19 protein-coding genes are annotated in these 21,513 nt (G+C 66.5%); 11 read left to right on the plus strand and 8 right to left on the minus strand.

Going from position 1 to position 21,513, the window contains the following annotated elements:
• Position 1: 1 nt before the first annotated feature.
• A complete protein-coding gene (locus tag U1701_RS09470) occupies positions 2-967 on the minus strand; it encodes a ferritin-like domain-containing protein (protein ID WP_332782307.1) in 966 nt (321 codons plus the stop codon).
• A gap of 143 nt (positions 968-1,110) precedes the next feature.
• On the opposite strand from U1701_RS09470, the gene U1701_RS09475 reads away from it, so the two are divergent.
• On the plus strand, positions 1,111-2,238 hold the full coding sequence (locus U1701_RS09475; protein WP_332782308.1) for a hypothetical protein: 1,128 nt from the start codon (positions 1,111-1,113) through the stop codon (positions 2,236-2,238).
• Here the strand turns inward: U1701_RS09475 and U1701_RS09480 are convergent.
• From U1701_RS09480 to U1701_RS09490, 3 genes are all read right to left on the minus strand, one after another.
• Positions 2,235-2,423, minus strand: coding sequence for a hypothetical protein (locus U1701_RS09480; protein WP_332782309.1), 189 nt, complete (start codon positions 2,421-2,423; stop codon positions 2,235-2,237). The two genes, U1701_RS09475 and U1701_RS09480, sit on opposite strands and share 4 nt — an antisense overlap.
• 77 nt (positions 2,424-2,500) lie before the next feature.
• Positions 2,501-3,175, minus strand: a complete 675-nt coding sequence (locus tag U1701_RS09485; RefSeq protein WP_332782310.1) for a hypothetical protein — start codon at positions 3,173-3,175, stop codon at positions 2,501-2,503.
• Positions 3,156-5,429 (minus strand): ATP-grasp domain-containing protein, encoded by a 2,274-nt coding sequence (locus tag U1701_RS09490; protein WP_332782311.1) that lies wholly within the window; start codon positions 5,427-5,429, stop codon positions 3,156-3,158. The genes U1701_RS09485 and U1701_RS09490 overlap by 20 nt, the downstream gene beginning before the upstream one ends.
• A 195-nt stretch (positions 5,430-5,624) precedes the next feature.
• Here U1701_RS09490 and U1701_RS09495 point away from each other — a divergent pair, with 195 nt between their 5' ends.
• The 3 genes from U1701_RS09495 (at position 5,625) to U1701_RS09505 (ending at position 6,937) form a co-directional block, all read left to right on the plus strand.
• Positions 5,625-6,290 carry a hypothetical protein gene (locus U1701_RS09495; protein ID WP_332782312.1) on the plus strand — a complete coding sequence of 222 codons (666 nt, stop codon included), beginning with the start codon at positions 5,625-5,627 and terminating at the stop codon, positions 6,288-6,290.
• Between the two features lie 113 nt (positions 6,291-6,403).
• Positions 6,404-6,586, plus strand: a complete 183-nt coding sequence (locus tag U1701_RS09500) for a hypothetical protein (protein ID WP_332782313.1) — start codon at positions 6,404-6,406, stop codon at positions 6,584-6,586.
• Positions 6,587-6,613: 27 nt separating this feature from the next.
• Positions 6,614-6,937, plus strand: coding sequence for a hypothetical protein (locus U1701_RS09505; RefSeq protein ID WP_332782314.1), 324 nt, complete (start codon positions 6,614-6,616; stop codon positions 6,935-6,937).
• Between the two features lie 67 nt (positions 6,938-7,004).
• Here the strand turns inward: U1701_RS09505 and U1701_RS09510 are convergent, their stop codons facing one another.
• The 4 genes from U1701_RS09510 to alr all read right to left on the minus strand — a co-directional run bounded on the left by U1701_RS09510 (position 7,005) and on the right by alr (position 15,540).
• Entirely contained in the window at positions 7,005-12,380 is a 5,376-nt protein-coding gene (locus tag U1701_RS09510; RefSeq protein ID WP_332782315.1) for an autotransporter outer membrane beta-barrel domain-containing protein, read from the minus strand.
• 424 nt (positions 12,381-12,804) lie between these two features.
• Positions 12,805-13,152, minus strand: a complete 348-nt coding sequence (locus U1701_RS09515; protein ID WP_332782316.1) for a RidA family protein — start codon at positions 13,150-13,152, stop codon at positions 12,805-12,807.
• 19 nt (positions 13,153-13,171) lie between these two features.
• Positions 13,172-14,422: a D-amino acid dehydrogenase gene (locus tag U1701_RS09520; protein ID WP_332782317.1), complete on the minus strand. Its 1,251-nt coding sequence runs from the start codon at positions 14,420-14,422 to the stop codon at positions 13,172-13,174.
• Positions 14,419-15,540 carry an alanine racemase gene (gene alr / locus U1701_RS09525; protein ID WP_332782318.1) on the minus strand — a complete coding sequence of 374 codons (1,122 nt, stop codon included), beginning with the start codon at positions 15,538-15,540 and terminating at the stop codon, positions 14,419-14,421. Before alr ends, U1701_RS09520 begins: the two co-directional genes overlap by 4 nt.
• A 294-nt stretch (positions 15,541-15,834) precedes the next feature.
• Here alr and U1701_RS09530 point away from each other — a divergent pair, with 294 nt between their 5' ends.
• The 7 genes from U1701_RS09530 to U1701_RS09560 all read left to right on the plus strand — a co-directional run bounded on the left by U1701_RS09530 (position 15,835) and on the right by U1701_RS09560 (position 21,105).
• On the plus strand, positions 15,835-16,602 hold the full coding sequence (locus U1701_RS09530) for an EAL domain-containing protein (protein ID WP_332782319.1): 768 nt from the start codon (positions 15,835-15,837) through the stop codon (positions 16,600-16,602).
• 252 nt (positions 16,603-16,854) lie between these two features.
• Positions 16,855-17,235 (plus strand): hypothetical protein, encoded by a 381-nt coding sequence (locus U1701_RS09535; RefSeq protein ID WP_332782320.1) that lies wholly within the window; start codon positions 16,855-16,857, stop codon positions 17,233-17,235.
• A 582-nt stretch (positions 17,236-17,817) separates the two neighbouring features.
• On the plus strand, positions 17,818-18,282 hold the full coding sequence (locus U1701_RS09540; protein WP_332782321.1) for a hypothetical protein: 465 nt from the start codon (positions 17,818-17,820) through the stop codon (positions 18,280-18,282).
• Between the two features lie 23 nt (positions 18,283-18,305).
• Complete coding sequence (locus tag U1701_RS09545) at positions 18,306-18,968, plus strand: hypothetical protein (protein ID WP_332782322.1); 663 nt, start codon at positions 18,306-18,308, stop codon at positions 18,966-18,968.
• Positions 18,969-18,980: 12 nt separating this feature from the next.
• Complete coding sequence (locus U1701_RS09550; protein WP_332782323.1) at positions 18,981-19,451, plus strand: MauE/DoxX family redox-associated membrane protein; 471 nt, start codon at positions 18,981-18,983, stop codon at positions 19,449-19,451.
• On the plus strand, positions 19,436-20,401 hold the full coding sequence (locus U1701_RS09555; protein ID WP_332782324.1) for a hypothetical protein: 966 nt from the start codon (positions 19,436-19,438) through the stop codon (positions 20,399-20,401). Before U1701_RS09550 ends, U1701_RS09555 begins: the two co-directional genes overlap by 16 nt.
• On the plus strand, positions 20,398-21,105 hold the full coding sequence (locus tag U1701_RS09560) for a class I SAM-dependent methyltransferase (RefSeq protein WP_332782340.1): 708 nt from the start codon (positions 20,398-20,400) through the stop codon (positions 21,103-21,105). Before U1701_RS09555 ends, U1701_RS09560 begins: the two co-directional genes overlap by 4 nt.
• Positions 21,106-21,513: the final 408 nt, after the last annotated feature.

A 21,513-nucleotide genomic window follows, 5' to 3' on the forward strand; every position in this document is an offset into this window, starting at 1 on the left:
CTCAGACCGCAACGCCGTTGATGCCGGCGGGCAGGAAGCCGCCGATCCCGCTGCTCGACAGGTACAGCGATCGCAGCACCTGCGCGGTTGCGCGGGTGAACGGGATCGGCCGGCCCTCTGCATCCTGGATGTTCGAGCTGAGCCCGGTCGCGCCGGTCAGCGACTGATCACCGACGTTGCTGCCGTCGAGCGCGCTCAGCATCGTGCAGGCGCCGGTCAGCGCGGCGGCGACCGACGGGTTCGCGGTCGCCCTGCCGTCGAGCAGCGTGCGCACCAGCCCGCCATGGTAGATCGCGTCGGCAAGATTGGTCGACAGGATGTCCGTGACGGCCGGATCGTCGGTCTGGCCGAGCAACGTGCGATAGGTCGCCGCGACCGCGTTCTCGACCAGAAACGCGCCCAGCAGGAACTGGTCGTCGCCGGCATAGGGATCGAAACTCGCGCCCGCACCGATAATCCCGGATCCGCGCGCCGCCACCGAAAAGGCACCGTTCGCGCCGCCCGACAGGTCGACCACGGGCTGTGCCGCGGCGAGCGCGCCCGTCTGGGTGCGCAGCCGCTCGACGTGGCGCTGTTTGTCGTCGGCGAGCTCGGCGGCATAGGCTGCGATCAGCGGGTCGCTGAAATTCGCCTGTCGCGCACCGGTCGCTCCCCCCGCGCGGCCGATCCCGGCGGTGAGCGTCGAGGACAGGCCGGTGCCGCGCGCGGCATAGCCATAATATTGCGCGCCGACATAGGCCAGCGTGAGCGCCAGGTTCAGCGGATGGCTCGCCTCCGCGACCAGGGTCGGCGGTGGCGAGGCGGGCGTGGGGGCGGGGACGACGACGATCGGCGCGCTTGCCGTATCGCCGGCGGCCGCGTCGCCGCCGCCTCCACCCCCGCATCCGGCGAGCAAGGCACCGGCAGAGAAGCCAGCGGTCATGCGCAGGAACTGGCGGCGATCGGGCGATGGCGATGGGGTCTGCATGGCGCCATCTGGGGGTTGCGACCTTTGCCAAGAGATTAACGGTTCCCGCGGAGTCGCCGCCAATACATCAAATGATGTACGCGCGTTCGGTTGCCCCGGGTCGGCAGGGAACCGTTAAGACCCCGCGGTCTCTACCGGCGGCCATGACAGCACCCATGGCCTCGCCCGACATGACCGCCACCCTGCAGGCCGCGCTCGACGCTGCCGCCGCGGCGCGCGTCACCTATACCATCCCGGCAGGGGGGCACCGGCTGACGAGCACCGGGCTCGGCTATGCCAGCAACGCCAAGATCGTCGTCACGGGCGATCTGTACAACGATCATGGCCCGCAGGTGGGGACGCATTACTGCCTGACCAATCGGTCCGGCCGGCGCCTGTCGAACGTCACCGTGATCGGCGCCGGCGGGGCGTTCGTCGGCGCGGCGACCGATCCGGCGGGGGCGACTCGCAAGGGGCTCGGGATCGTCGCGACCGACGGGTTCACGGTGATGGGCGTGCGTACCGCGGGGCCGCTGACCGGCTTCGGCATGGAGATCAAGAATTCGAGCGGGGGGCACCTCAACGGGCTGCAGCTCTATTCCGGCGTCAACAAGCCGGGGGCGGATGGGTTGCACTTCTTCGGCGCGTGCACGCGCGTGACGGGGTCGAACATCGTCGTGCAGAGCGGCGACGACGCGCTGTCGTTCACCTCGGAAAACCACGAATCGATCGATGCGCTGATGGAGCGGATCACGCTGACGACGATGACGCTCAACAGCGCGGCGTTTTCGTGCATCAAATTCTACACCAGCAAGACCACCGGCAAGGCGATCATCCGCAACATCACGCTGACCGGGATCAAGGGCCGGATCACGCAAGGGCCAACCGGGTGCCCGCTGGCAATGCAGAATGACGGCGTCGCGCAAGGCTGCGTCATCGACCGGGTCACGATCGTCAACGCCGACCTCGATTTCGGCGCCGCGACGCAGGAGGGGCCGACCGCGTACATCACCGACTGCAGCAACGTGACGTTGCGCAACGTCACGCTCAGGGGGCGCCGCAACGGCCAGTTCCTGCGCGCGATCCGCTGCACCGGCCTGCGCGTCACCGGCGAGGTGTGGGACACGATCGCCGGCAACCCGATGAACAACCTGGTCCAGCTCGAACAATGTGGCGATTACGACATCGACCTGGTCGTCCGCTCGGCAAGCGGCGCGCGGATCGGATCGCTCAAGGTACGCAACGCAGGGACCGATGCCGGCACGCGCTTCATCGGCATGACCGGATCCTAGACGGGCACCGGATCCCGCTCGGCCGGCAAGCGCGCCAGCAGCTCGGCGATGATCAGTCCGGCATCGGCATTATGCACGTTCAGCCGCGCGAGCGACTGGAGCAGGGTCCGGGTGCTGACCGCCGCCAGCACCGCGCTGACGCGCTGTTGCTCGGCAGGGGTCAGCGCTTCGGGTTCGGTCGTCATAGGGGGCATGATGACGCGTGCTAAGCGCCGCCGCTTTGCCCCGACCGATCAATTGACGGCTTCGACGCATCCGCGGCTCACACCGCCACCCATTCGTTCGTCGCGAGCCGGCGGTCGCCCCACATCAGGCCGTCGGGGACCTGCTCCGCGCCGGTCTCGATGCGGACCGCGGCGAGGCTGCCGTAACCGCCCGTACCGCGGACGTTGATCCACCAGCCGGCCGATCCGTCCCACAGCTTCACCTGGCCGTCGCCAACCAGCACGGCGTTGCCCTCGTGATAGATCGCGTCGCCGTCGATCCAGTGGTCCGACACCTGATCCTTGCCCCAATTCTGGCGCCACGACGCCGCGGCATCGGTGCTGTAGCGCTGGATGAACTGCGCGCGGAACGCCCGCACGCCGCGCGCGACGAACGCCTCGTGCGCCATCGCGGCGTGGACGCCACAGTCGACGGTCTTGGCATCGACCGCCTCGCACCAGTGGATTGGCCAGGCGGTCGGGCCCCAGGCGGAATGCTCGCGCATCCACCGCGGGCCGGACAGCACGTCGCCGCCGTTCAGCTGCGCGAAGTCGAACGCGACCAGCCATTCATGCGCGATGTCGCAGCAGGCGGCACCGTGGTGCGAGATGTGGCTGTTGGGAAAATGCTCCCACTTGCCGCCGGGCGATACCGGCGCTGCGAACATGAAGCCCTGGTCGGTGCCCGTGTCCGGCGTCGGGCCGCTCTTGGTCTTATCCTCGGCCAAATACATAGGACATGCTCCTGTCATAACCGCCGGCGTCACAGAAAATCAGAAGGTCGCCGGCGCGGGTCCCTTCGGGAAGTTGAACGTTGGATGCGATGATGTCGTGCTCCATGCACAGCCGGCCCATCAGATAGGTCTTGCCGCGGCCGATCGGCTGCAGTTCGCCGGTCTCGCCGCACTGGCGGACCATCCGGTGGGGTTGCCAGAAGTGCATCGGGATCTCGGCGATCGACGCATCGACCACCGCCTCGATCATGTCGTTCTCGTGGCTTTGGATCTCGAGCACGCGCATAGCGAGCGCCATCGACGGCTGCGCCATCGCCTTGCCGGGCTCGGAGGCGATCTGGCGGACGCCGGGCAGCATCGTGCGGACCAGTTCGGCCGCGCGCGCGATCTTCGCCGTCTCGTCGGCGTGCCAGTCGTCGGGATACCAGCCGCCGCCCATGTCCAGCATCTCGACCGTCCGGCCGCTCAACCGCTCGATCGTCCGGCACCAGCGCAGCATCGATTCGAACAGATGCCACCATTGCGCGATTCCGACATGGCTGCTCGCCATGTGGAAATGGATCCCGAACGCGCTGTCGACCGGCAGGCGCTTCACGCCCTCTATCAGTTTCGCGAGCGTCTTCGGGCTGTCGAGCGGGATGCCGAAGCGCGAGGTGATGTTGGGCGTGCGGATGCGGATGCCGATATGCTTGGCCGACAATTCGCCCGCATCCACGGCGGCGACAACGCGGTCGAGATCGGCGATGCTGTCGCAGAACACCGCGTGCATGCGTTCGCGCGGCATGAGGCCTTCGGGCCACCATTTGCCGGGGCCGTTGAGGATCACCTGGTCGGGCCGGAACCCCACCGCGAGCGCCGACTGGACTTCGCCCAGGCTGATCGCCTCGGCATAGAAACCGTTGTCGAGCGCGAGCTTGATCAGCCGCGGGTCGGGGTTGGTCTTGATCGAATAGCCGCTGATCACCTCGACATCGTCGGTGCTGAGGCGACGCGCGCGGTCGGCGGCCTGCTTGAACAGCCCCTCGGCGGTCGATTCCATGTAGATGTACTGCGGCGTCTGCATCGCTCCAAAATCCTGCGCGGCGATGTCGGCGACATAGGTCTCGGGCAGTTCAGGCACCGCGTTCGGTGCCGGTGAGCCTTCGGGCGCCAGCGCGACGTCGAGCATGTCGGGATCGATCGTGTGCAACCGCGCGGCGAGCGCGGTCAGCCCCGAGGGATGCTTCATCGAATGGCCGACCGCACCCGCGAACGGTTCGGGGAGCGGGGGCAGGGGGTATTCGGCGCGCACCGGCACCTCGACCACCAGCCGCGTGAACTCGGCGGACAGCGCCGCGGGACGCCGCGCGCGCTCACCGGTCGCAGCCTCGACCAGCAGCGCGGGCAAATTGTGGCCGGCGATCGTCGCGCCGTGCACCCAGGCGGGGAAGCGCGGGTTCATCTCGATCAGCCAGAGCTGGTCCGACGCGTCGCGGACCATTTCGAGCTCGCCGCCGCCGGTCCAGTTGGTGTCTCGCACCATCTGACGGAGCGGTTCGAGGAACGACGGCGGCACTTCGGACACGTCGCCTGCCCAGGTCTTGCCCTCGGGCGTGACGTCGCGCTTGCGCATGCTGACCGCGCCGAGCAGCTCGCCCTGATAGGCGGACAGCATCACCGATTCCTCATAGCCGCTGACATGCGCCTGCAGGAACAGCTTCTCGGTCGACCAGACCTTGCTGAGCGCATCGCGGATCGCGGTGAAACGATCCCAGGTCGGCGTGCGCGACGCGTCGTAATACGGGCCCTTCAGCCAGACGCGCCAGTCATGCTGGCGGCAGAACGCGTGCAGCTCCCAGTCGCTGTTCTCGGTCGACAGATAAGTCGGGATCTTGACCGGCAGCCCGGACGCGGCCTCGACCACCGGCTTGGTGATCCGCTTGATCCCGCCCATCGGAGGGGCGAGCAGATTGGGGTGACCGTCGGGCAGGATGCTCGCCAGCCACATCGCCTCGAGGTCGCTGCCCGAAATCCACAGGCCGCCGGCGTCGAGGATCTCGCGTACCGTATCGGCATAGCTGTCGAGGTCGAGTTCGCCCCAGGGCCGCTGGATCGACAGCTCGTCGAGCTCGTCGAAATGGATGCCCGACACCCGGTTGGAATATTCGACTCCGACGATGGTTGCTTGGGGAAAGCCCTGGCGCAGGGACCGAACAATGCCCACGCCCGGCTGCGGATTGCTGCCGGCGTACAGCCCGCTTACATAGATTCTCATTAAAGTTCCAAGTATGCGCAAAACAATCTTTTCAGATTTCGACTGAAGACAAGGTTGTCGGCTGTGTTGATGACGCTGTCAGGCGCTTATTTAAAGTTTTTATAATTCTGGCGTTAGCGTATGTTAAACCGCGCTATATTTATGTTTTCGGCGTTGCGCTGGCCCCGCTCCGGATGTCTTGCTAGGCTCCGAAAGATGGCTATTGATCTTTATCCGAGCTACAAGAATTTTGATCCGTTCATCGATGTCGAGCGCCTGGTTGCGCTCGATACGATGATCACCGAGCGGCTGCGTGAGCGGCTCGCCGAGTCGACGGACCGTGCGTTCTACACCGGGCCGTTCCTGCTCGACGCCAGCGCGTCCGATCGCCCGGGGTCGCGGATGATCGAGCTGACCCGCTCGATCGAGCCGGAAGACTATTATGATCTGGACCGGACCGATATCTGGCAGCCGACGCCGGCCGCCGAGGAATTCGCGCCGCTGATGGACTTCCTGGCGACGCTGCCGTTCGCGGGGACGGGGCGGATGCTGATCATGTACGATCCCGATGGACGCGCGGTGTCGGCGCACAAGGACCATGACAGCGCCGAGTTGTGCCACGAATTCATCTGGCTGCGCACCAATCGCCGCAAGCCTTTCTACATGGAGAACGCCGAAACCGGGAAGCGGTCGTATATTGCCGGGCACTCGGCGTGGTTCGATACGGTCAACCAGTTCCACGGCGGCGATGCGAGCGGTGAATTGTCGTTCAGCATCCGGGTCGACGGCGTGTTCAGCGATGCGTTTCGAGAGTCCATCCCGTTCCCCAGCGTCAACCGCGCGGCGACCCCAAGCATCTGGGCGAACGCAGAGCTGGCCTAGTCCATCGTTCCGTTTACCGGCGTCATGACGATCAAATGATCGATCCCGGACTATCGGGATGTGCGAGTGTCGCAACCGACCAAGGTCGCGCAGTTCACAGCTCGGGGGTTGATATGACGGACGACATGTCTGCGGAGTATTTTCGACGGCGCGAACGGCAGGAACTGGCCTGCGCACTGCGCGCCGCGACGCCGGCAATCGGGAAGCTTCATACCGAACTGGCGCGGCGCTACGCCGCGTTGATCCGCGGAAGCGACGATCCGGCGCCGCGTCCGATCCTGACCATCCGCGCCTAGTCGGCGTTTGCGCCGTGGAGATGTTTCGTGTTGCTCGCCCTGATCCTCGTCGCCGGTGCTGCCGCCGAAGAGCCCGCGCAGCCCGCGCTTCAGGCATGGGGTGACTGCCTGCTGATGCATGCGCAGGTCGCGACAGCCGGCACGGCGCGCGACACCGCGATCGCGCTCGCGGGGCTGACGATCTGCGGCGCCGAGCGGGATCGGTACGCCAAGGCGCTGGTGCGCGCCTATGCGCAATCACCTGCAGAGACTGCGTCGCCGGCCAGCCGGTCGGCGTCGCAAGTGCGCGAGGACCAGGCGGCCCTGGCGCGCCGGACGCTCGCCTTCATCCGCCGCGTCCGCGAACGCTAGAGATGCAGGGCCCTCCCGTAGGGGGGAGGGCTAGCGGCCGGCGCGCGCTGTGGCCTGCATCCTCTCCTCACATCGCGATCTTCAACCCGATCGTTCCGCTAGTCGAATGCCCCACCATGCCGCGGCCGCTGTCGAGCGACTTGCGATAATCCGCCTCGCCGTACAGCGACACGCGCGCGCCGAGCGACCAGGTCAGGCCGGCGCCCGCCTCGCCCCACAACGCCGAATTGGGCGTGGCGATCACCGTGGTCGCGGTGTCGGTGACGAACAGGGTCCGGTCGGTCGACGCGAACGCCTTCCACAGATTGGCGCGCAGATAGGGCTGGATCGCGCCCATCCCGGTCTCGTAGCGCGCGCGGGTGCGCAGGCCGAGGCGACCGGTCAGCTGCCCGCGGTCGCGTTGCTGGACCAGCGCATTGGCGATCGAGACGTCGTCGATCGACGTTCCTTGCGCGATCAATTGCGCCTGCGGTTCGATCACCCAGCGTGTCGACAGCGGGATCGCATAGCCCGTTTCGACCGAGGCGAGGATGCCGGTGCCGTCGATCGGCATGCGGACGCCGTTCGCCGCGGTGGCGCGGCCCCCATACCAGCTGTGCTGGACGACGGTGTCGACATACAGCCCCTTTTGCGACTGATAGGTCCAGTAGACGCCTGCATAGCGCGCGTTCGGGTCGAGCCTGCCGGCCAGGCTGTTCTCCACGCCGCTGGCGAACCCGCGGACGCTGTAGCGACCATCGGTATAGCCGCCATAGACGCCCAGATCGTGATGCCCCGCAGCGGTGCCGAAGCGGAACAGATCGACGCCGAGCTGGAAGCCGTAGAGATGCCCGTCCGCGGTCGGCCGCGCGTCGCCGCGCTGGCGGAAGCGCCCGTCATCGGCCAGCGCGCGACCCCAGATCCGGCCGGGAACGGTGAAGCCCTCCGCAACCGTGCCTGGCTCGTCGCCCATCCGGCGGTGATAGGTGCCGAGCATCGCCAGATCGCCCCGTCGCAACGTCGCGGGCAGGGCGGCGAGCAGCGGCACTTCGATACGATAGGTGGGGTCCGCGTTCGCGCCCGGACCCTGGGTGCGCAGGAAGAAGCTCTGGCTCGTGCCCGCGGGGTTCGATGCATACAGCCGGTACTCGAACGCGCCGACATCGATATGCTCGCCCGCCAGCGTGAAGCCGGTGCCGCCGGTCAGCGCGGTGGTGGTGCCGCCGTTGACCGCGCTGACCAGTTCGATGCCGTCGCCGGTCGTGCGCGCGCCCAGGCCGCCGGTGTTGACGACCTGGATCCGCGTGGTGCCGCTGACCGCGCCGCCATCGATGATCAGCCGGTCCGACGGCGCGCCGTCGCCGGCGAGCACGGTCTGAAGCTTCAGCGTACCGTTCTGGCCGACATAATTGCCGCGGATCGTGAGCGTGTCGGTCGGCCCCGAGCTGCCGTTGGTCAGGTCGATGGTCCCGGCGTTGACGACGGTCGCGGTGCCGCCCGCGCCGGCGCCGATCAGCGCGCGCACGCCGTTCCCTGCAAAGAAGGTCGAGCTGGCGTCGATCGTCGCGGTGCCGCCGGCGAGGATCAGGTTCCCGTCGGCGGTCAGCGTCGATCCGTTGGTCAACGCGACGGTGTTGAACCCGGTGATACGCCGCGTGCCGGTGGAGGTGGTCGCGTCGAAGATGAGCGCGTCGCTGCCGCCCGCCACGCCGTTGCCCGCAATCGCGGTAACGCCGGCCAGGTTCGCGTCGGTGAGGCCGCGGAAGGTCGCGCGGTCGTTGCCGCCGCCCGCGTTGAACGCCCCGGTCAGCGTGCCGCCGGTCATCAGGAACACGTCGTTCCCCGCGCCCAGCGTCACCGCGCCGGTCACCGCGCCGCCCGACAGGGTCACCGATTGGCCGTTCGCGCCGCCCAGGATCGCGGTTGCGGCGGCCGAGGCGGCGGCGATCGTGCCGCTGTTGGTGAAGGCGCGCGTGCCGCCGGTCAGGTCGACTACCGCCGCGGTCGTGCTGACCGATCGCAGCGTGCCGGTGTTGGTAACCGACGCCGCCGGGCCGCCGACCACCGCCGATCCGCCCTGCGCGCTGGTGACCGCGACCGTCCCGCCCAGCGACACCGCGCCGGTGGTGTTGAGACGGATGCCGGTCGCGCCGATGCCGCTGGCGGTGATCGCGAGCCCGTTGCCGAACGTCAGGCCCCCGGTGGTAACCGCGCCGCCCGCGCCCGACACGTCGAAGCCAATGCTGTTGGTGCCCGCAGCGGTCAGCGTCGCGACCGAGGCGGGGTCGAGCGCGACCGCGCTGTGGACCGCCGCGCCGCTGCCGCTGGCGATCAGCGTGGTGCCGTCGAGCCGGATCGCGGTCGACCCCGCAGCATTCTCGAGCGCGTTGCCGCGGCCGGTGCTGAGGATCGTGCCGGTTCCCAGCGTCAGCGCGCCGGCGCCGGTATCGACCAGCACGCCGTGCGCGCTGCCGCCGCCGGTGAAGCTGCCCGCGCTGATGAGCGTCGCGCCGTTGACCAGCCGCAGCGCAGCGACGCCGTCACCGACCGAGACCGGCGACGTGCCGATGCCCGCCAGCACCGATGTCGCGCCGTCGACGAGGATGCCGGTGCCCGATGCCAGCGCGATCGCGCCGCTGTTGGTGAAGCGCGCGCCGCCGGCGATGCGGACGCCGGTGCCGCTGCCCCCGATGCTGCCGCTATGCGTCGCACTGGTCCCGGATCCGGCGAGGTCGATGCCGTAGGAGGCGCCGCCGCCGATCGTGATCGCGCCGCTGTTGGTCACCGTACCGCCGCTCGACGCGACGATTCCGGTGCTGTCCGCGCCGGTGAAGGCGATGCTGCCCGACTGCACCAGCTGTCCGCCGTTGCGCACCGCATAGCCGGTGACGCCCGCGGTCGACGACGCCAGGTTCGCGGCGGAGGTCAGGCGTGTTCCGGCCACGGGGGCACCGACCGCGACGCCGTCCAGGTCATGCGCCTGGCCGTCGACGATCGCCGCGGTGGTGCCGCTGCCGGTCAGCTGGATGTCGCTGGTGCCGGAGAGGAGGCCGGTCGCGCCGCCCTCGACCAGAAGGCCGGTCGCGCCGGCACCCGACACGGTGATCCGCGCGCCGGTCGCATCGATCGTCGTTCCCGTCGAGGCGCCGGTGGCGACGATCCCGTAGGCGTTGGCGCCCGAGACGAGGAAGGTCTGGCCCGCACCCCGCGCGGTCGCGCCGCCCTCGAGCCGCAGTCCGGTCGACCCGATCGTGTCGACGTTGGTCGTCCCCGCACCGGTGATCGTCGATCCGGCGCCGAGCGCGTAATAGCCGACCTGGCGCGCGCCCTGGAAATCGACGCTGCCCGCCGTGCCGACATCGACCGTGGCGCCGTTGCGCGCATGGACGCCGATCGCGCCTTCGCCGCGCAGCACGACCGCGCCGTTCTGCTGCGCCGAGGACGATGCGTTGCCGACATAGACGCCGTAGCTGCGCAGCCGATCGACCGAGATGCCGCCGGCGACGATGATCGTGCCGTCGTTGACCGCGCGCGCCGAACCACCGGCGACGCGGTTCTCGACCAGCAGCCCGACTCCGTTGACGCCGCCGATCGTGATCACGCCGGTCGCGGCGTTGGTCGCAGCGACCGCGCCCGCGACGCTGCTGCCGCGCACCGCGATGCCGACGTTGCGTGCGCTCGGCCCCGCGGTCGCCGAAGGATCGATCGTGATCGCGCCGGTGTTGACCGCGACATTGCCGTCGCCGCCGACCAGCATCCCGGTGGCGTTCTGCGCCAGCGATCCGATCCGGATCAGCCCGTCATTGACCAGCGTGCCGCCGCCCGACAGCGACGTCATCCCCGCCGCCGGGTTGATCGACACGACGTCCACGATCCCCGCCAGATCCGCGGTGCTGCCGGCAAAGCTGGTGCCGACGCGGATCACGCCGTCGGCGGTGTTGGTGACGGTGCCGCCGTTGAACGCGACCATCCCCGCGGCGCCGCCGAACATGCCGAGCGTGTTGGCGACCGCACTGTCCGCACCGCCGATCAGGATCGTGCCCGCGTTCGACGCGGTCGCGCCCGTGCTGACCGCGATGCCGGTGTTGGCCTTGCCATAGCTCGGGTCTTCGGGGTGGTTTGGGATGTCGCGGTTGGCGACGTTGATGATCCCGTTGTTGACGACGGTAGCGCCGTCGGTCGCGCGGACCGCGATGTTGCCGGTGCCATAGCCGAGGAAGTCGGTGAAGCCGCTCGGGCTCGGCCGGCCGCTGCTGCGGTCGAGCACTTCATAGCCGACGCCGATCACGCCGGTTGCGCTGTTGGTCAGGCTGCTGCCGGCATCCTGGACGCGGATTCCGACGCCGCCTTCGCCCTGCGCGATGGTGCCGTTGTTGACGATCGTCGATCCGTTCTGCGCGAGGATCAGCGTCGACAGGCCATCGTTGTTGCCGTCCGCGCCGACCACGCCGACCAGTTGTGAGTCCGCGGTGGTGATCAACGTCGACCGATCGAGCTTGATGAACAGCCGCTCGCTGACCGTGGGGGGCGCGGTATAGGGCGGGATCACCGGGGTCCGCACCGTCACCTGGCGAAGCTCCGAGGTCGCTGCCGCCTGGATGCGGCGTTCATATTCGGCGGGCGCGATCGTGCCTGCGGTCAACAGCGCGATCTGTTCGGTGTTGTAGCGCTTCAGGCTGGCAAGGTCGGTGACGCGGTCGCCGCTGCCGAAGGCGACGCCCGAAAAGGTCGTGACCGGAACCGCGACGGTCACGCTGTCGGACTGCGACAGGCCGTCCTGATCGGCGCCGTCCATCGTCGCGGTGCGCGAGTCATAGACGATCGTGCTGCCATTGGTGACGTTGTACAGCGTCGACCCGCTGTCCGCGGTCAGCAGTGCGAAATTGGCGGTGTCATAGACGCTCTTGGCCTTGTCGCCGGTGGCGATCGTGACCGCCGAATTGGCGATATTGGCCAGCCGCAGGTCGCCATACACCGGCGCGTTGGTGTCGACGTAGCTCGTCGCGCGCGTGTCGGTGCTCGCGGTCGCGAGCAGCCGGTCGTTGTCATAGACCAGGGTCGCGACGCGCGTGCCCTGGATCTGGTCGGGATAGGTGGTGGCGATGGTCTTTTGCTGCGTGCCGAGCAGGACGACGGACCGCCCGGCGACCGCGTCATAGCCCGATATTACCGCGCCGTTGCGGTTGCGGTCGGCGATGCTGGCGCTGTCGATCGTGAAGCGCCGCGCGCTGGTGCCGCGCAACGCGTAATCGCCCGTGATCGTGCTCGCCGAATCGACCACGTTGATGATGTCGGGGCGCTGGCCGACCGATCCGCCGCCATTGTTCGCCGCGGGCGAATACGTCGGCTGCAACGCCTGCGCATTGGCGGCAACCGTACCCGCGGTCATCAACGCGATCAGCGACACGCCGCTGATCAGAAGGCAGTGCGCGACCGAAGAGGTTTGTGGTGTCGTAACAGTCATCTGCCGCTCTTTCGAAATGTCCGGAGCTCGCCAGCAATCCGCGAGGATCGGGAGTCGGATCGATAATGATGGGACGCACGATTGAAGAACTGCGGATCAACGAACTGATCCGAAGTCAGGCGTAGTTGCTAAGGATATCACAGCCGGCTTCGAGGAGCGGGCGAAACCACAAATGATGTATGGATCGGCGGCCGATCATCATTGCGTGGAGTGTGCGCGGACGCACGAGTGCGGCGGCTGTACGCAGCTCCTTTTGCGACCCGCGCCTATCGACAAAGTCGGGCGCGGGCCGGGCTGCGGAAACGAAGGAGCGAAAACGCAGCCGGCGTACAGGTACGGAGCGCTATGCGGTTCGGATGCAACCGATTTTGCGTCCGCCATGCGATTGTCGGCGACCGCATGTCGCCGGTCGGTGCCTTGCCGTTTATCCTCGTGCGGCGGTGGCGATGATCTCGACTCGGTAGTCGGGCGAGGCGAGCCTGGCTTCCCCGGTCGCGCGCGCGGGCGCGGCGATGCCGGCGATCCACGCGTCCCACACCGCGTTCATCGCGCCGAAATCGGCCATGTCCGCCAGCCAGATCGTCACCATCAGCAGCCGCGACTTGTCGCTGCCCGCCACCGCCAGCAACGCATCGACCTCGGCCAGCGCGCTGCGCGTCTGTTCGCCGACGTCCTGCCCGGGTTCGCCGACCTGGCCCGCCAGATAGATGGTGTCGCCGTGGATCACCGCCTGGCTCATCCGGGCGTCGGTTTCGATGCGGGTGATCGTCATGGGTCCCTCCGGTGGCATGTCAGTAGCGCGAGAGCGCGAGGTCGGCGACGTCGATCGCGGGCGCGCGCCCGCTGACGATGTCGGCCAGAACATGCCCCGAACCGCACGCCATCGTCCAGCCGAGCGTGCCGTGCCCGGTATTGAGATACAGGTTCGGATAGCGCGTCGGGCCGATGATCGGCGTGCTGTCGGGCGTCATCGGCCGCAACCCGGACCAATAGCTCGCGGCCGGCAGGTCGCCCGACCCCGGGAACAGCGTTCCCACCGAATGCTCCAGCGTCGCGCGGCGTGGCTCGGGCAGCGCGTTGTTGTAGCCCGAAATCTCCGCCATCCCACCGACGCGGATGCGGTCGCCAAGCCGCGTGATCGCGACCTTGTAGCTCTCGTCGAGCAAGGTCGATACCGGTGCGCGCGTCGCATCGGTGATCGGCACGGTGATCGAATAGCCCTTCACCGGGAACACCGGCACGCGCAGCCCCAGCGACCGCACGATCTGCGGCGAATGCGGGCCGGTGGCGACGACATAGGCGTCCGCGGTCATCACCCCGCCATCGGTGACGACGCCGGTGATCGCGCCGCGCTCCGATGTCAGCCGCTCGATCGTCCGCCCCTGGATGAAGGTCACGCCGCGCGCCGCCGCCATGTCCGCCAGCACGTTGGTGAACTTGAAACAGTCGCCGGTCTCGTCGTTGGGCAGACGCAGTCCGCCTGCAATCGGCGCCGTGCTGTTGGCGAGGCCCGGTTCGGCGGCGAGGCAGCCGGCGCGGTCGAGCACCTTGAACGCGACACCGTCCGCCGCCAGCACTTCGATGTCCTTGGCCATGCCGTCGAGCTGCTTGGCTTCGCGGAACAACTGCAGCGTGCCCTGCATCCGCTCGTCATAGCGTATCCCGGTGGTCGCGCGCAGGTCGATCAGCCGGTCGCGGCTGAACTCGGCGATCCGCACCATCCGCCGCTTGTTGATCGCATAGCGCTCGGCGGTGCAATTGCGCAGCATCGCCACCAGCCAGCGCGCCATCGCCATGTCGGGCTGCGGCCGCAGGATCAGCGGCGCATGCTCCATGAACAGCCATTTCAGCGCCTTGCTCGGGATTCCCGGGGCCGCCCAGGGCGATGCATAGCCGGGCGAGATCTCGCCGGCATTGGCGAAGCTGGTTTCCATCGCGGGCGCGGGCTGGCGGTCGACGACGACCACCTCGTGCCCCGCCTGCTGCAGATACCAGGCCGAGGTGACGCCGATCACGCCGCTGCCGAGGACGAGGACTTTCATGCCAATTCTCTCTGATGCGGCGCGCCGTCGCCGACATAGTGTCGCGCATAGCGGGCCCCAAGCTGGGTCAGGATTTCATAGGATATCGTGTCGGCATCGCGCGCGACGTCGTCGATCGTCTGGTGCGGACCGAGCAGTTCGACCGCCGCGCCGGCCTGCCGCGCCTCGTCGGGAATGGCGCTGACGTCGATCAACAGGCTGTCCATCGAGATGCGGCCGACGATCGGCACGCGCGTGTCGCCGACGAACGCCGATCCGCGTCCGCCGAGCCGCCGCGGCCAGCCATCGGCATAGCCGACGCCGATCGTCGCGATCACGCGGGGGTGGTCGGCGGCCGCGGTCAGGCCATAGCCGATGCCGGTGCCCGCGGGCACCACGCGGGTCTGGATGATCGCCGCGGAGAGCGATACGACCGGGTCCATCGTGACGCCGGGCCGCGGCGATCCGCCGTAGAGCGCGATGCCGGGGCGCAGCAGGTCAAAATGATAATCGGCGCCGAGGAACGCGCCGCCCGAGTTGGCAAGCGATCGCGGAGACAGCGGCAGTTCCGCGCAAATCGACGCGAATCGCTCGCGCTGCCGGGCATTGGCAGGCGAATCGGGTTCGTCCGCGCAGGCGAGGTGGCTCATCACATAGCGCAGGTCGATGCCGTCGAGCAGCGCGGGCGCCGTCGCCAACTGGCCGATCTCGTCCGCGGACAGGCCGAGCCGCTGCATCCCCGAATCGACCTGCACGATGGCGGGTAGGCCGGGGCCCTGAGCACGCCACGCGGCGAGCTGTGCCAGCGAATTGAGCACGGGAATCGCGCCTAACGCCGCGCAATCGGCCTCCGCGCCGGCCACCAGCCCGTTGAGCACATAGATCGGCGTCCCCGCGGGCGCTGCTGCCCGGACCGCGGCGACTTCGGACAGGTGCGCGACGAAGAAATGCCGACACCCCGCCGCTGCCAGCGCCGCAGCGACGCGCGCGGCGCCGATGCCGTACGCATCGGCCTTCACCACGGCGGCGACGGTGCTATTGGGCGCAAGGGCAGCAATACGCCGGTAATTGCGGACGATCGCGGCAAGATCGATCGTCAATCGTGTCATCGCCGCGCGATCCGCGGTGCGTTCCGTCATCAATCGTCCCTCGCTGCGGCACAGTAACGTACCGGCCTCTGGAAAAGTGTCGCGCCATCGCCGTTTCGGTCGGCGGGCACCCATACCGCGGTCGCGTCCCTTACGCGGCATGCCGACGAAAGTCAGGGTCTCAGGCGCTGGTCGCCGGCTTCATTTCGCCGACATCGGACGAGACCCTTCGCATGGCGATCGCAATGCGGCGGTGCGGAGGATCTCGGGAAAGCCAGCATGTCTGTCCATTTAACAGGCCGTTAGCACTCTTTTGCTAGCAGGGCAGGCGCGAGGAGACGCAACATGCAGGCAGGGTGCAATGGCTGCCGATCAGAAACCCATCGCTTCGACATTGCGATGGCGTTCCAGCCGATCGTCGACGCCGATACCGGACGCCCGTTCGCGTTCGAGGCGTTGGTGCGCGGCGGCAACGGCGCGGGGGCGGCAGAGGTGCTCGCCGGCGTCACCCCCGAGAACCGCTACGCGTTCGATCAGCAATGCCGCGTCGCCGCGATCGAAGGCGCGGTCGCGGCGGGGATCCTCGACACCGGCGCCCGGCTGTCGATCAACTTCCTCCCCAACGCCGTCTATTCGCCGCTCGCGTGCATCCAGCTGACGCTGCAGACCGCCAACGCCTGCGGCTTCCCGATCGACCGGCTGATCTTCGAATTCACCGAAAACGAGGAAATGTCCGATACCGATCATGTGAAGCACATCGTCGAGAGCTATCGCCAGATGGGATTCGCCACCGCGATCGACGATTTCGGCGCGGGCCACGCCGGGCTGGGGTTGCTCGCCAAGTTTCAGACCGACATAATCAAACTAGACATGGACCTGATCCGCGGCATCGACGCGAGCACGCCCCGGCGGTTGATCGTGCAGGGCGTCGTCCGCATCGCCGAATCGATGGGCATCACGATCATCGCCGAGGGCATCGAGACGCCCGAGGAATATGCGACGCTCCGCAAGATCGGTGTCCGCTACATCCAAGGCTATCTGCTTGCGCGACCCGGGTTTCGCAACCTGCCGCCCATAAAGATGCCGCCGGCGCAGACGGCGGCGGTCGCCTGACCCGGCAGTCGGCGGTCGAAGCACGCTGATAACAGGGCGTGAGCGATCGGACACTGGTTCAAATCGCCGGCGGAAAGGCGGTTAGGGACGTCGCACGGGCCAGCCGGTGCCCCCCCCGCAGCGACACTGGCGGGGAGCGCGAGCAGCGCCGGAGCGCACTCGAGCAGGCCGGGCGCGACGTGCGGATGCGCACCGCCGAGGTTTATGACCGCGAACATAACATAAACCGGTGCCCGGTGGCTGGGGGCGAGGTTGAGCGCGCCGGTCGTAAAGGATACGCTGGAATCCTCATGCTTGATTCATTTCAGGGCCGATCACTGTTGTTATCGCGAAGAGTTCCCTGTCACCGATATTGAGCGCTCAACACTATACAAATGCACCCCAGATGGCCAGATCAAGACAATCAAGGTTGGGATCATCGCGTTAATCCTCGTCCGCGCCTTGACGTCATTCATCGATCGCTGTCCCGTCAAAACGGCTGAAAGGCCTTCTGTCCGCTTTGGAACCGCAGAATGGCGTAAGCGGACGCTGGTCTATCCGAAACGAGACGGCACCGACCTGTCGCAATCTTATTCATTAAGCCAGTCGTTCGCGTTCTCAAAGCGGTCATCAGGCTCTGTCAGAGCAATTTGAGACCTTGCGCTGAGCCCTGCTGGCGCGTGCTGATGCTGCGCCCGGACCTCCCCGTATTTCGTCCGAACTTTCAGAAGGCCAATCACTTGACTTACTGTTCTGTGAAATATGCAAAAATTCTAATAAAAATATGCACTTTTCTGACTAACGTAATCCTACTTCTAGTAATACGGAGTTCATGGACATTCATTACAAGGTTAACATGAGGATGCGGCTTGACTCCGAATTACACGAATAACAAAAGTGAAGATCTAGGGAATCGATCAAAAACTATCTATCTTTTTCTATAGTAAAAAACTTAAGCCGGTTCTGCAGGTTCGACTGCCATTTTTTTCATGTCAGATAACTTTCTGTGTTCGGCGCGGTGTGATTGGCATTTTCTTCGTGAGGCGAGGCCGAGCAGGAGAACGTGCTTGCACTTTCATCGGAGGAGAACAGCCATGCCTGAATTGACCATCGCCGAACGACTAAAGTCTATCGGGCTCGCTCATGACAGGCAGCTCGAAGATCTTCATGTCGAGCCCGGGCAATCGATAGATCTCGACCCGCGCAAATGACCGTTTCAAGGACCATCTCGAACGCATGACGTTCGACTCGATCAGGGACGTCAAACAGGCGATGGGGATTCCCGACGAAGCCGTGGAAGAAACGGACTTCCAGATAAGGCCGCAGATACCAACCCGCCTCGCGCTCGAAGATCGCTTGCCCTTGTCGCGGCGCATTCCGCCGCTGGTGCTGGCCGGAGCGACGGCGCAGGACGTGCCAACCACCAAACGGTTCTACGACATCAGCGCCGAATATGTCTTCGGCGACAGCAAGCGTATCGATCGAAGGCAGATCGAAGCGGTCGACAAATGGATCAGGACGATTGGCATCAATATCCACATCTTCCTGTTCAAGGACATCTTCGTGGGCAAGGGCGCGACCCTCAACGTCCAGTCTGCGGCGCTGTTCGCCAATCACATCACGGTCGAAAAGACCGGGCGCATCAAGTTCAAGTCCGGCACCCATTCCACCCTGCACGCAGCCAGCTTCAAAGGGCTTTGAGCGACCGATTTCAGGAGATTACGATGACTTTCAATATCTTCCTCAACGGCACTCCAGGTGCCAACGGAACCAACGGCACCGGCGGCCAGCAGGGCGGCTCCGGCGGACAAGGGCAGGATGCCGCGTGTCACTGGGATGGCGATGATGCCGGCACGGGCGGTGGCCCCGGTAACAACGGCTCGCCCGGGTCGAATGGGACTAACGGCTTTGCCGGACAGGACGGCGGTTCGTTGACCATCTCGGTTTCCGAATTCCTGACCGGGTTCAACGTCGAAGGTTCGGGCGGAGCGGGCGGTAACGGCGGCGTGGGCGGCCCGGGCGGCGCCGGCGGCAGCGGCGGCAATGGCGGCAATGGCCAGGGATGCGAATCTGACGAGAACGGGGGCCGCGGCGGTGATGGCGCAACTGGCGGCCGCGGCGGCAACGGCGGAAAAGGCGGCAACGGCGGCACTGTCGTGATCCGATACCAGACCGGCGTTCCGATACCGAGCTATACGGCGGTGATGGGCGGCGGCCAAGGCGGCACCGGCGGCGCAGGCGGTGCCGGCGGCTCGCCGGGGCAAGGTGGCCGGCGCGGAGGTGGCGGCAACTCGGCTGCTCAGGGCAATCCCGGAGCTCCCGGCGATACTGGCGCCAATGGTGCGAACGGGTCGCTTGGGTCGGCCATCCTTGTGCAGATTCCCTGACGTCGGCCGATCATGCGTGACGACCTGATGGCCCATAGCGTGTGGTGGCTAGCGATCGGGATGAAAGTCCTCATCGGCATGATCTTCCTGAGCGCAGGCGTCTCCAAGGCGATGCGGCGATCGAGCCTAGAGCGGATGGTGCGCCACCACGGGTTGCACCATCCGCTTCTTGTGCGGTTGGCGAGCGGCGGTCTCGTGACGGCTGAGATCGTGATCGGCGGGACGCTCCTTATCGCGTGGAGCCCGGTGGGTACCAGCGTCGGGGCAGGAGGCGCCGTTGCGTTGCTGGTACTGTTTGCCGTGCTGTCGCTGCGCCTCTCACTACTGAAGCGGCCCTTCCTGTGCCAGTGCAGCCCGCTGCTCGCCAGCCACACATCCGGTATTGCCGTGGCAATGCGCAATCTGGGGCTCGCGGCGCTGACCGGGATGCTGTTCTTTCTTCACCTCGCCAAGAACGGGATCGCCATATGGGCGATCACCTGAACTTGCTGCGCCACATCGAAGCCACGGTGCCTACGGCCAGCGGCGCGCATGCGCTCTTCCGGCAAGTCAGGCCGGATGATGATCCGAATCAGTGGCACTCGACCCTTAACAATGATGGCACTCCCTTCCAGATCGCCATCGCCGATGCGGGCAACGGACAGCGTAGCGTGCGGCTGATCGTTGATCCGTTCCGTCTTGGTCGCGACGAGGCCGACCGGAGCGGTGCCAATCTTGCCGCCTTTGCGCACCTGCAAGGCCGGTGCAGCCGGCGCGCGGCCGATCGCTGCCGCCGGTTCATGGCCGCGCTCGCGCCCTCGTTCGAACAGGCGTGCGATCGCCGCAGCGGCGATATCTGGTTAGCCGCTGATCTGTGCCGCGCAGGGGCGGGCATCTACGTCACGGCGCGCGGCGGAAGCGCAGCGGGGCAGGGTGAACGGCTGATCGCGGAGGCGGGGATCGAACAGCATCGTGCGGCCATCACCGCCATTCACACGGTCTGCGCGGTGCAGGCCTACAGCATGCAGGGATCGCGAACCGGCAATCTCGCGGTCAACATCTATTGGAAGCCGCGCCGCGGCGCGCGGAGCATCCCGCCCGAGATAGGTTTTGCTGTGCCGGTGCGGCAGCCCGAAAGCCTTATCGGAACACTAAACAGCGCTTCGGCGGGCGCTTTGACCTTTTGCAGCACCTTCGCGATCCTGGGTGACGGGCGCGGTAGCAAGCTTGATCTGTGCAATCACTGCCTCGGGCTGGATGTGCAAGGGTGCCTCGCCACCCTTAATCAGTTCTGCGTGATCTCTTCCGGCTTTGCGGACAGCGTTGCGCAGATCGCCGCTGCGGGGACAGCCGAGATTGCGTTTATCGGAGTGAGGGTGCGCGCGGCAGGAAACACGCCCTATGTCTATTTCAAACCCGCTTGGCATGGTGCCCCTGGGGAGTGTCGGTCATGACGGCAGTGAGCGAGATTTATTCGCCGGGATACTGCGATACCTATGCTGCGCTCTACATTGATCCCTGGCCCGCCAAGCACGCGACTAATCTGGCAATCCTCGACTTCTTGCTGGATGGGGGCCCGCAGACCCGTTGGCTCGACCTGGCCTGCGGGCAGGCCTGGCATTTCGCCCATCTGGCCGGGCGGGCGCAGATGACCGGCGTGGATGCAAGCGCATCGCAGCTAGCCAAGGCGCGCATAGCCGCGCCCCATGCCACCTTCGTTTGCGAAGATCTGCGCACCTTTACCCCCCCGCCTGACGCGTTCGATCTGATCACCGTGTTCTGGGGCGCCTATTGCTATCTAGCCGACTGGCCGCAGATTGCCGCGTTCCTTACCAAGGCGATCGCGGCGCTCAAGCCTGACGCATCGATCTACATCGAAGTGCTGCCGATCGATGCGATCGAGACGTTCAACAGCTCCCGCCTCGCTGGGAAGACCGGGTTTCGTGCTCGCCGTGCTGCGCAATCGAACCACTGGATCTATCGCGACTCCGGCGGCGTTCATCGCACGATAAGTCCGCCGCTACGCTATTTCGAGGCGCTGCTCGCAGGCCGCTTCCACTGCGTGCGGGTGCATGACGATGGCTGCTTCATGCAGCATTTGGTGGCATACCGCCGCGCAGACTGCCGCGGGCCCGCACCGGCCATCTCATTTGGATGATTGCACGCTCCTGCTCGTTGGGATTGGCCCATCGGGAAGCACCGCGTCGTGGCGGTTCCTTGCGACATGTGAATCCGCACCGAGACGCTCGAAGACGGCATGATCGAGCCCCTTCGCGTTCGTACGTGCGCGCCGAGAAGTCTCTGAAGTCTTGTACACGCTCGGGCCTACCTAAGCGCGGATTGGAACGACCGCTTCCTCCCCACAATTGGACGTTCCCGCTTCGCTGTCTACCGACAACCGCAAACGCCACACTCCGACGTAGAGAGCCGGAATTGATGAGCCAATAAACTGCCGTCGTCTAATAGCGGGCTTGGCAAGCGCATTTTGGTGTGTGGATGTCGTCTGCCGGGGCATGGTCGTCTTCGCGGTCGGCATGGGCCGCCGCATCATGGGGCTTCGCGGGTC

The organism is Sphingomonas rhamnosi, from assembly GCF_036663615.1.
Lineage (GTDB): Bacteria > Pseudomonadota > Alphaproteobacteria > Sphingomonadales > Sphingomonadaceae > Sphingomonas.

Excerpts from the sequence above, each read along its gene's own strand:
- U1701_RS09470 (WP_332782307.1), bottom strand. The coding sequence starts at position 967 with ATGCAGACCCCATCGCCATCGCCCGATCGCCGCCAGTTCCTGCGCATG.
- U1701_RS09475 (WP_332782308.1), top strand. The coding sequence starts at position 1,111 with ATGACAGCACCCATGGCCTCGCCCGACATGACCGCCACCCTGCAGGCC.
- U1701_RS09480 (WP_332782309.1), bottom strand. The coding sequence starts at position 2,423 with ATGACGACCGAACCCGAAGCGCTGACCCCTGCCGAGCAACAGCGCGTC.
- U1701_RS09485 (WP_332782310.1), bottom strand. The coding sequence starts at position 3,175 with ATGTATTTGGCCGAGGATAAGACCAAGAGCGGCCCGACGCCGGACACG.
- U1701_RS09490 (WP_332782311.1), bottom strand. The coding sequence starts at position 5,429 with ATGAGAATCTATGTAAGCGGGCTGTACGCCGGCAGCAATCCGCAGCCG.
- U1701_RS09495 (WP_332782312.1), top strand. The coding sequence starts at position 5,625 with ATGGCTATTGATCTTTATCCGAGCTACAAGAATTTTGATCCGTTCATC.
- U1701_RS09500 (WP_332782313.1), top strand. The coding sequence starts at position 6,404 with ATGACGGACGACATGTCTGCGGAGTATTTTCGACGGCGCGAACGGCAG.
- U1701_RS09510 (WP_332782315.1), bottom strand. The coding sequence starts at position 12,380 with ATGACTGTTACGACACCACAAACCTCTTCGGTCGCGCACTGCCTTCTG.
- U1701_RS09515 (WP_332782316.1), bottom strand. The coding sequence starts at position 13,152 with ATGACGATCACCCGCATCGAAACCGACGCCCGGATGAGCCAGGCGGTG.
- U1701_RS09520 (WP_332782317.1), bottom strand. The coding sequence starts at position 14,422 with ATGAAAGTCCTCGTCCTCGGCAGCGGCGTGATCGGCGTCACCTCGGCC.
- alr (WP_332782318.1), bottom strand. The coding sequence starts at position 15,540 with ATGACGGAACGCACCGCGGATCGCGCGGCGATGACACGATTGACGATC.
- U1701_RS09530 (WP_332782319.1), top strand. The coding sequence starts at position 15,835 with ATGCAGGCAGGGTGCAATGGCTGCCGATCAGAAACCCATCGCTTCGAC.
- U1701_RS09540 (WP_332782321.1), top strand. The coding sequence starts at position 17,818 with ATGACGTTCGACTCGATCAGGGACGTCAAACAGGCGATGGGGATTCCC.
- U1701_RS09545 (WP_332782322.1), top strand. The coding sequence starts at position 18,306 with ATGACTTTCAATATCTTCCTCAACGGCACTCCAGGTGCCAACGGAACC.
- U1701_RS09550 (WP_332782323.1), top strand. The coding sequence starts at position 18,981 with ATGCGTGACGACCTGATGGCCCATAGCGTGTGGTGGCTAGCGATCGGG.
- U1701_RS09555 (WP_332782324.1), top strand. The coding sequence starts at position 19,436 with ATGGGCGATCACCTGAACTTGCTGCGCCACATCGAAGCCACGGTGCCT.
- U1701_RS09560 (WP_332782340.1), top strand. The coding sequence starts at position 20,398 with ATGACGGCAGTGAGCGAGATTTATTCGCCGGGATACTGCGATACCTAT.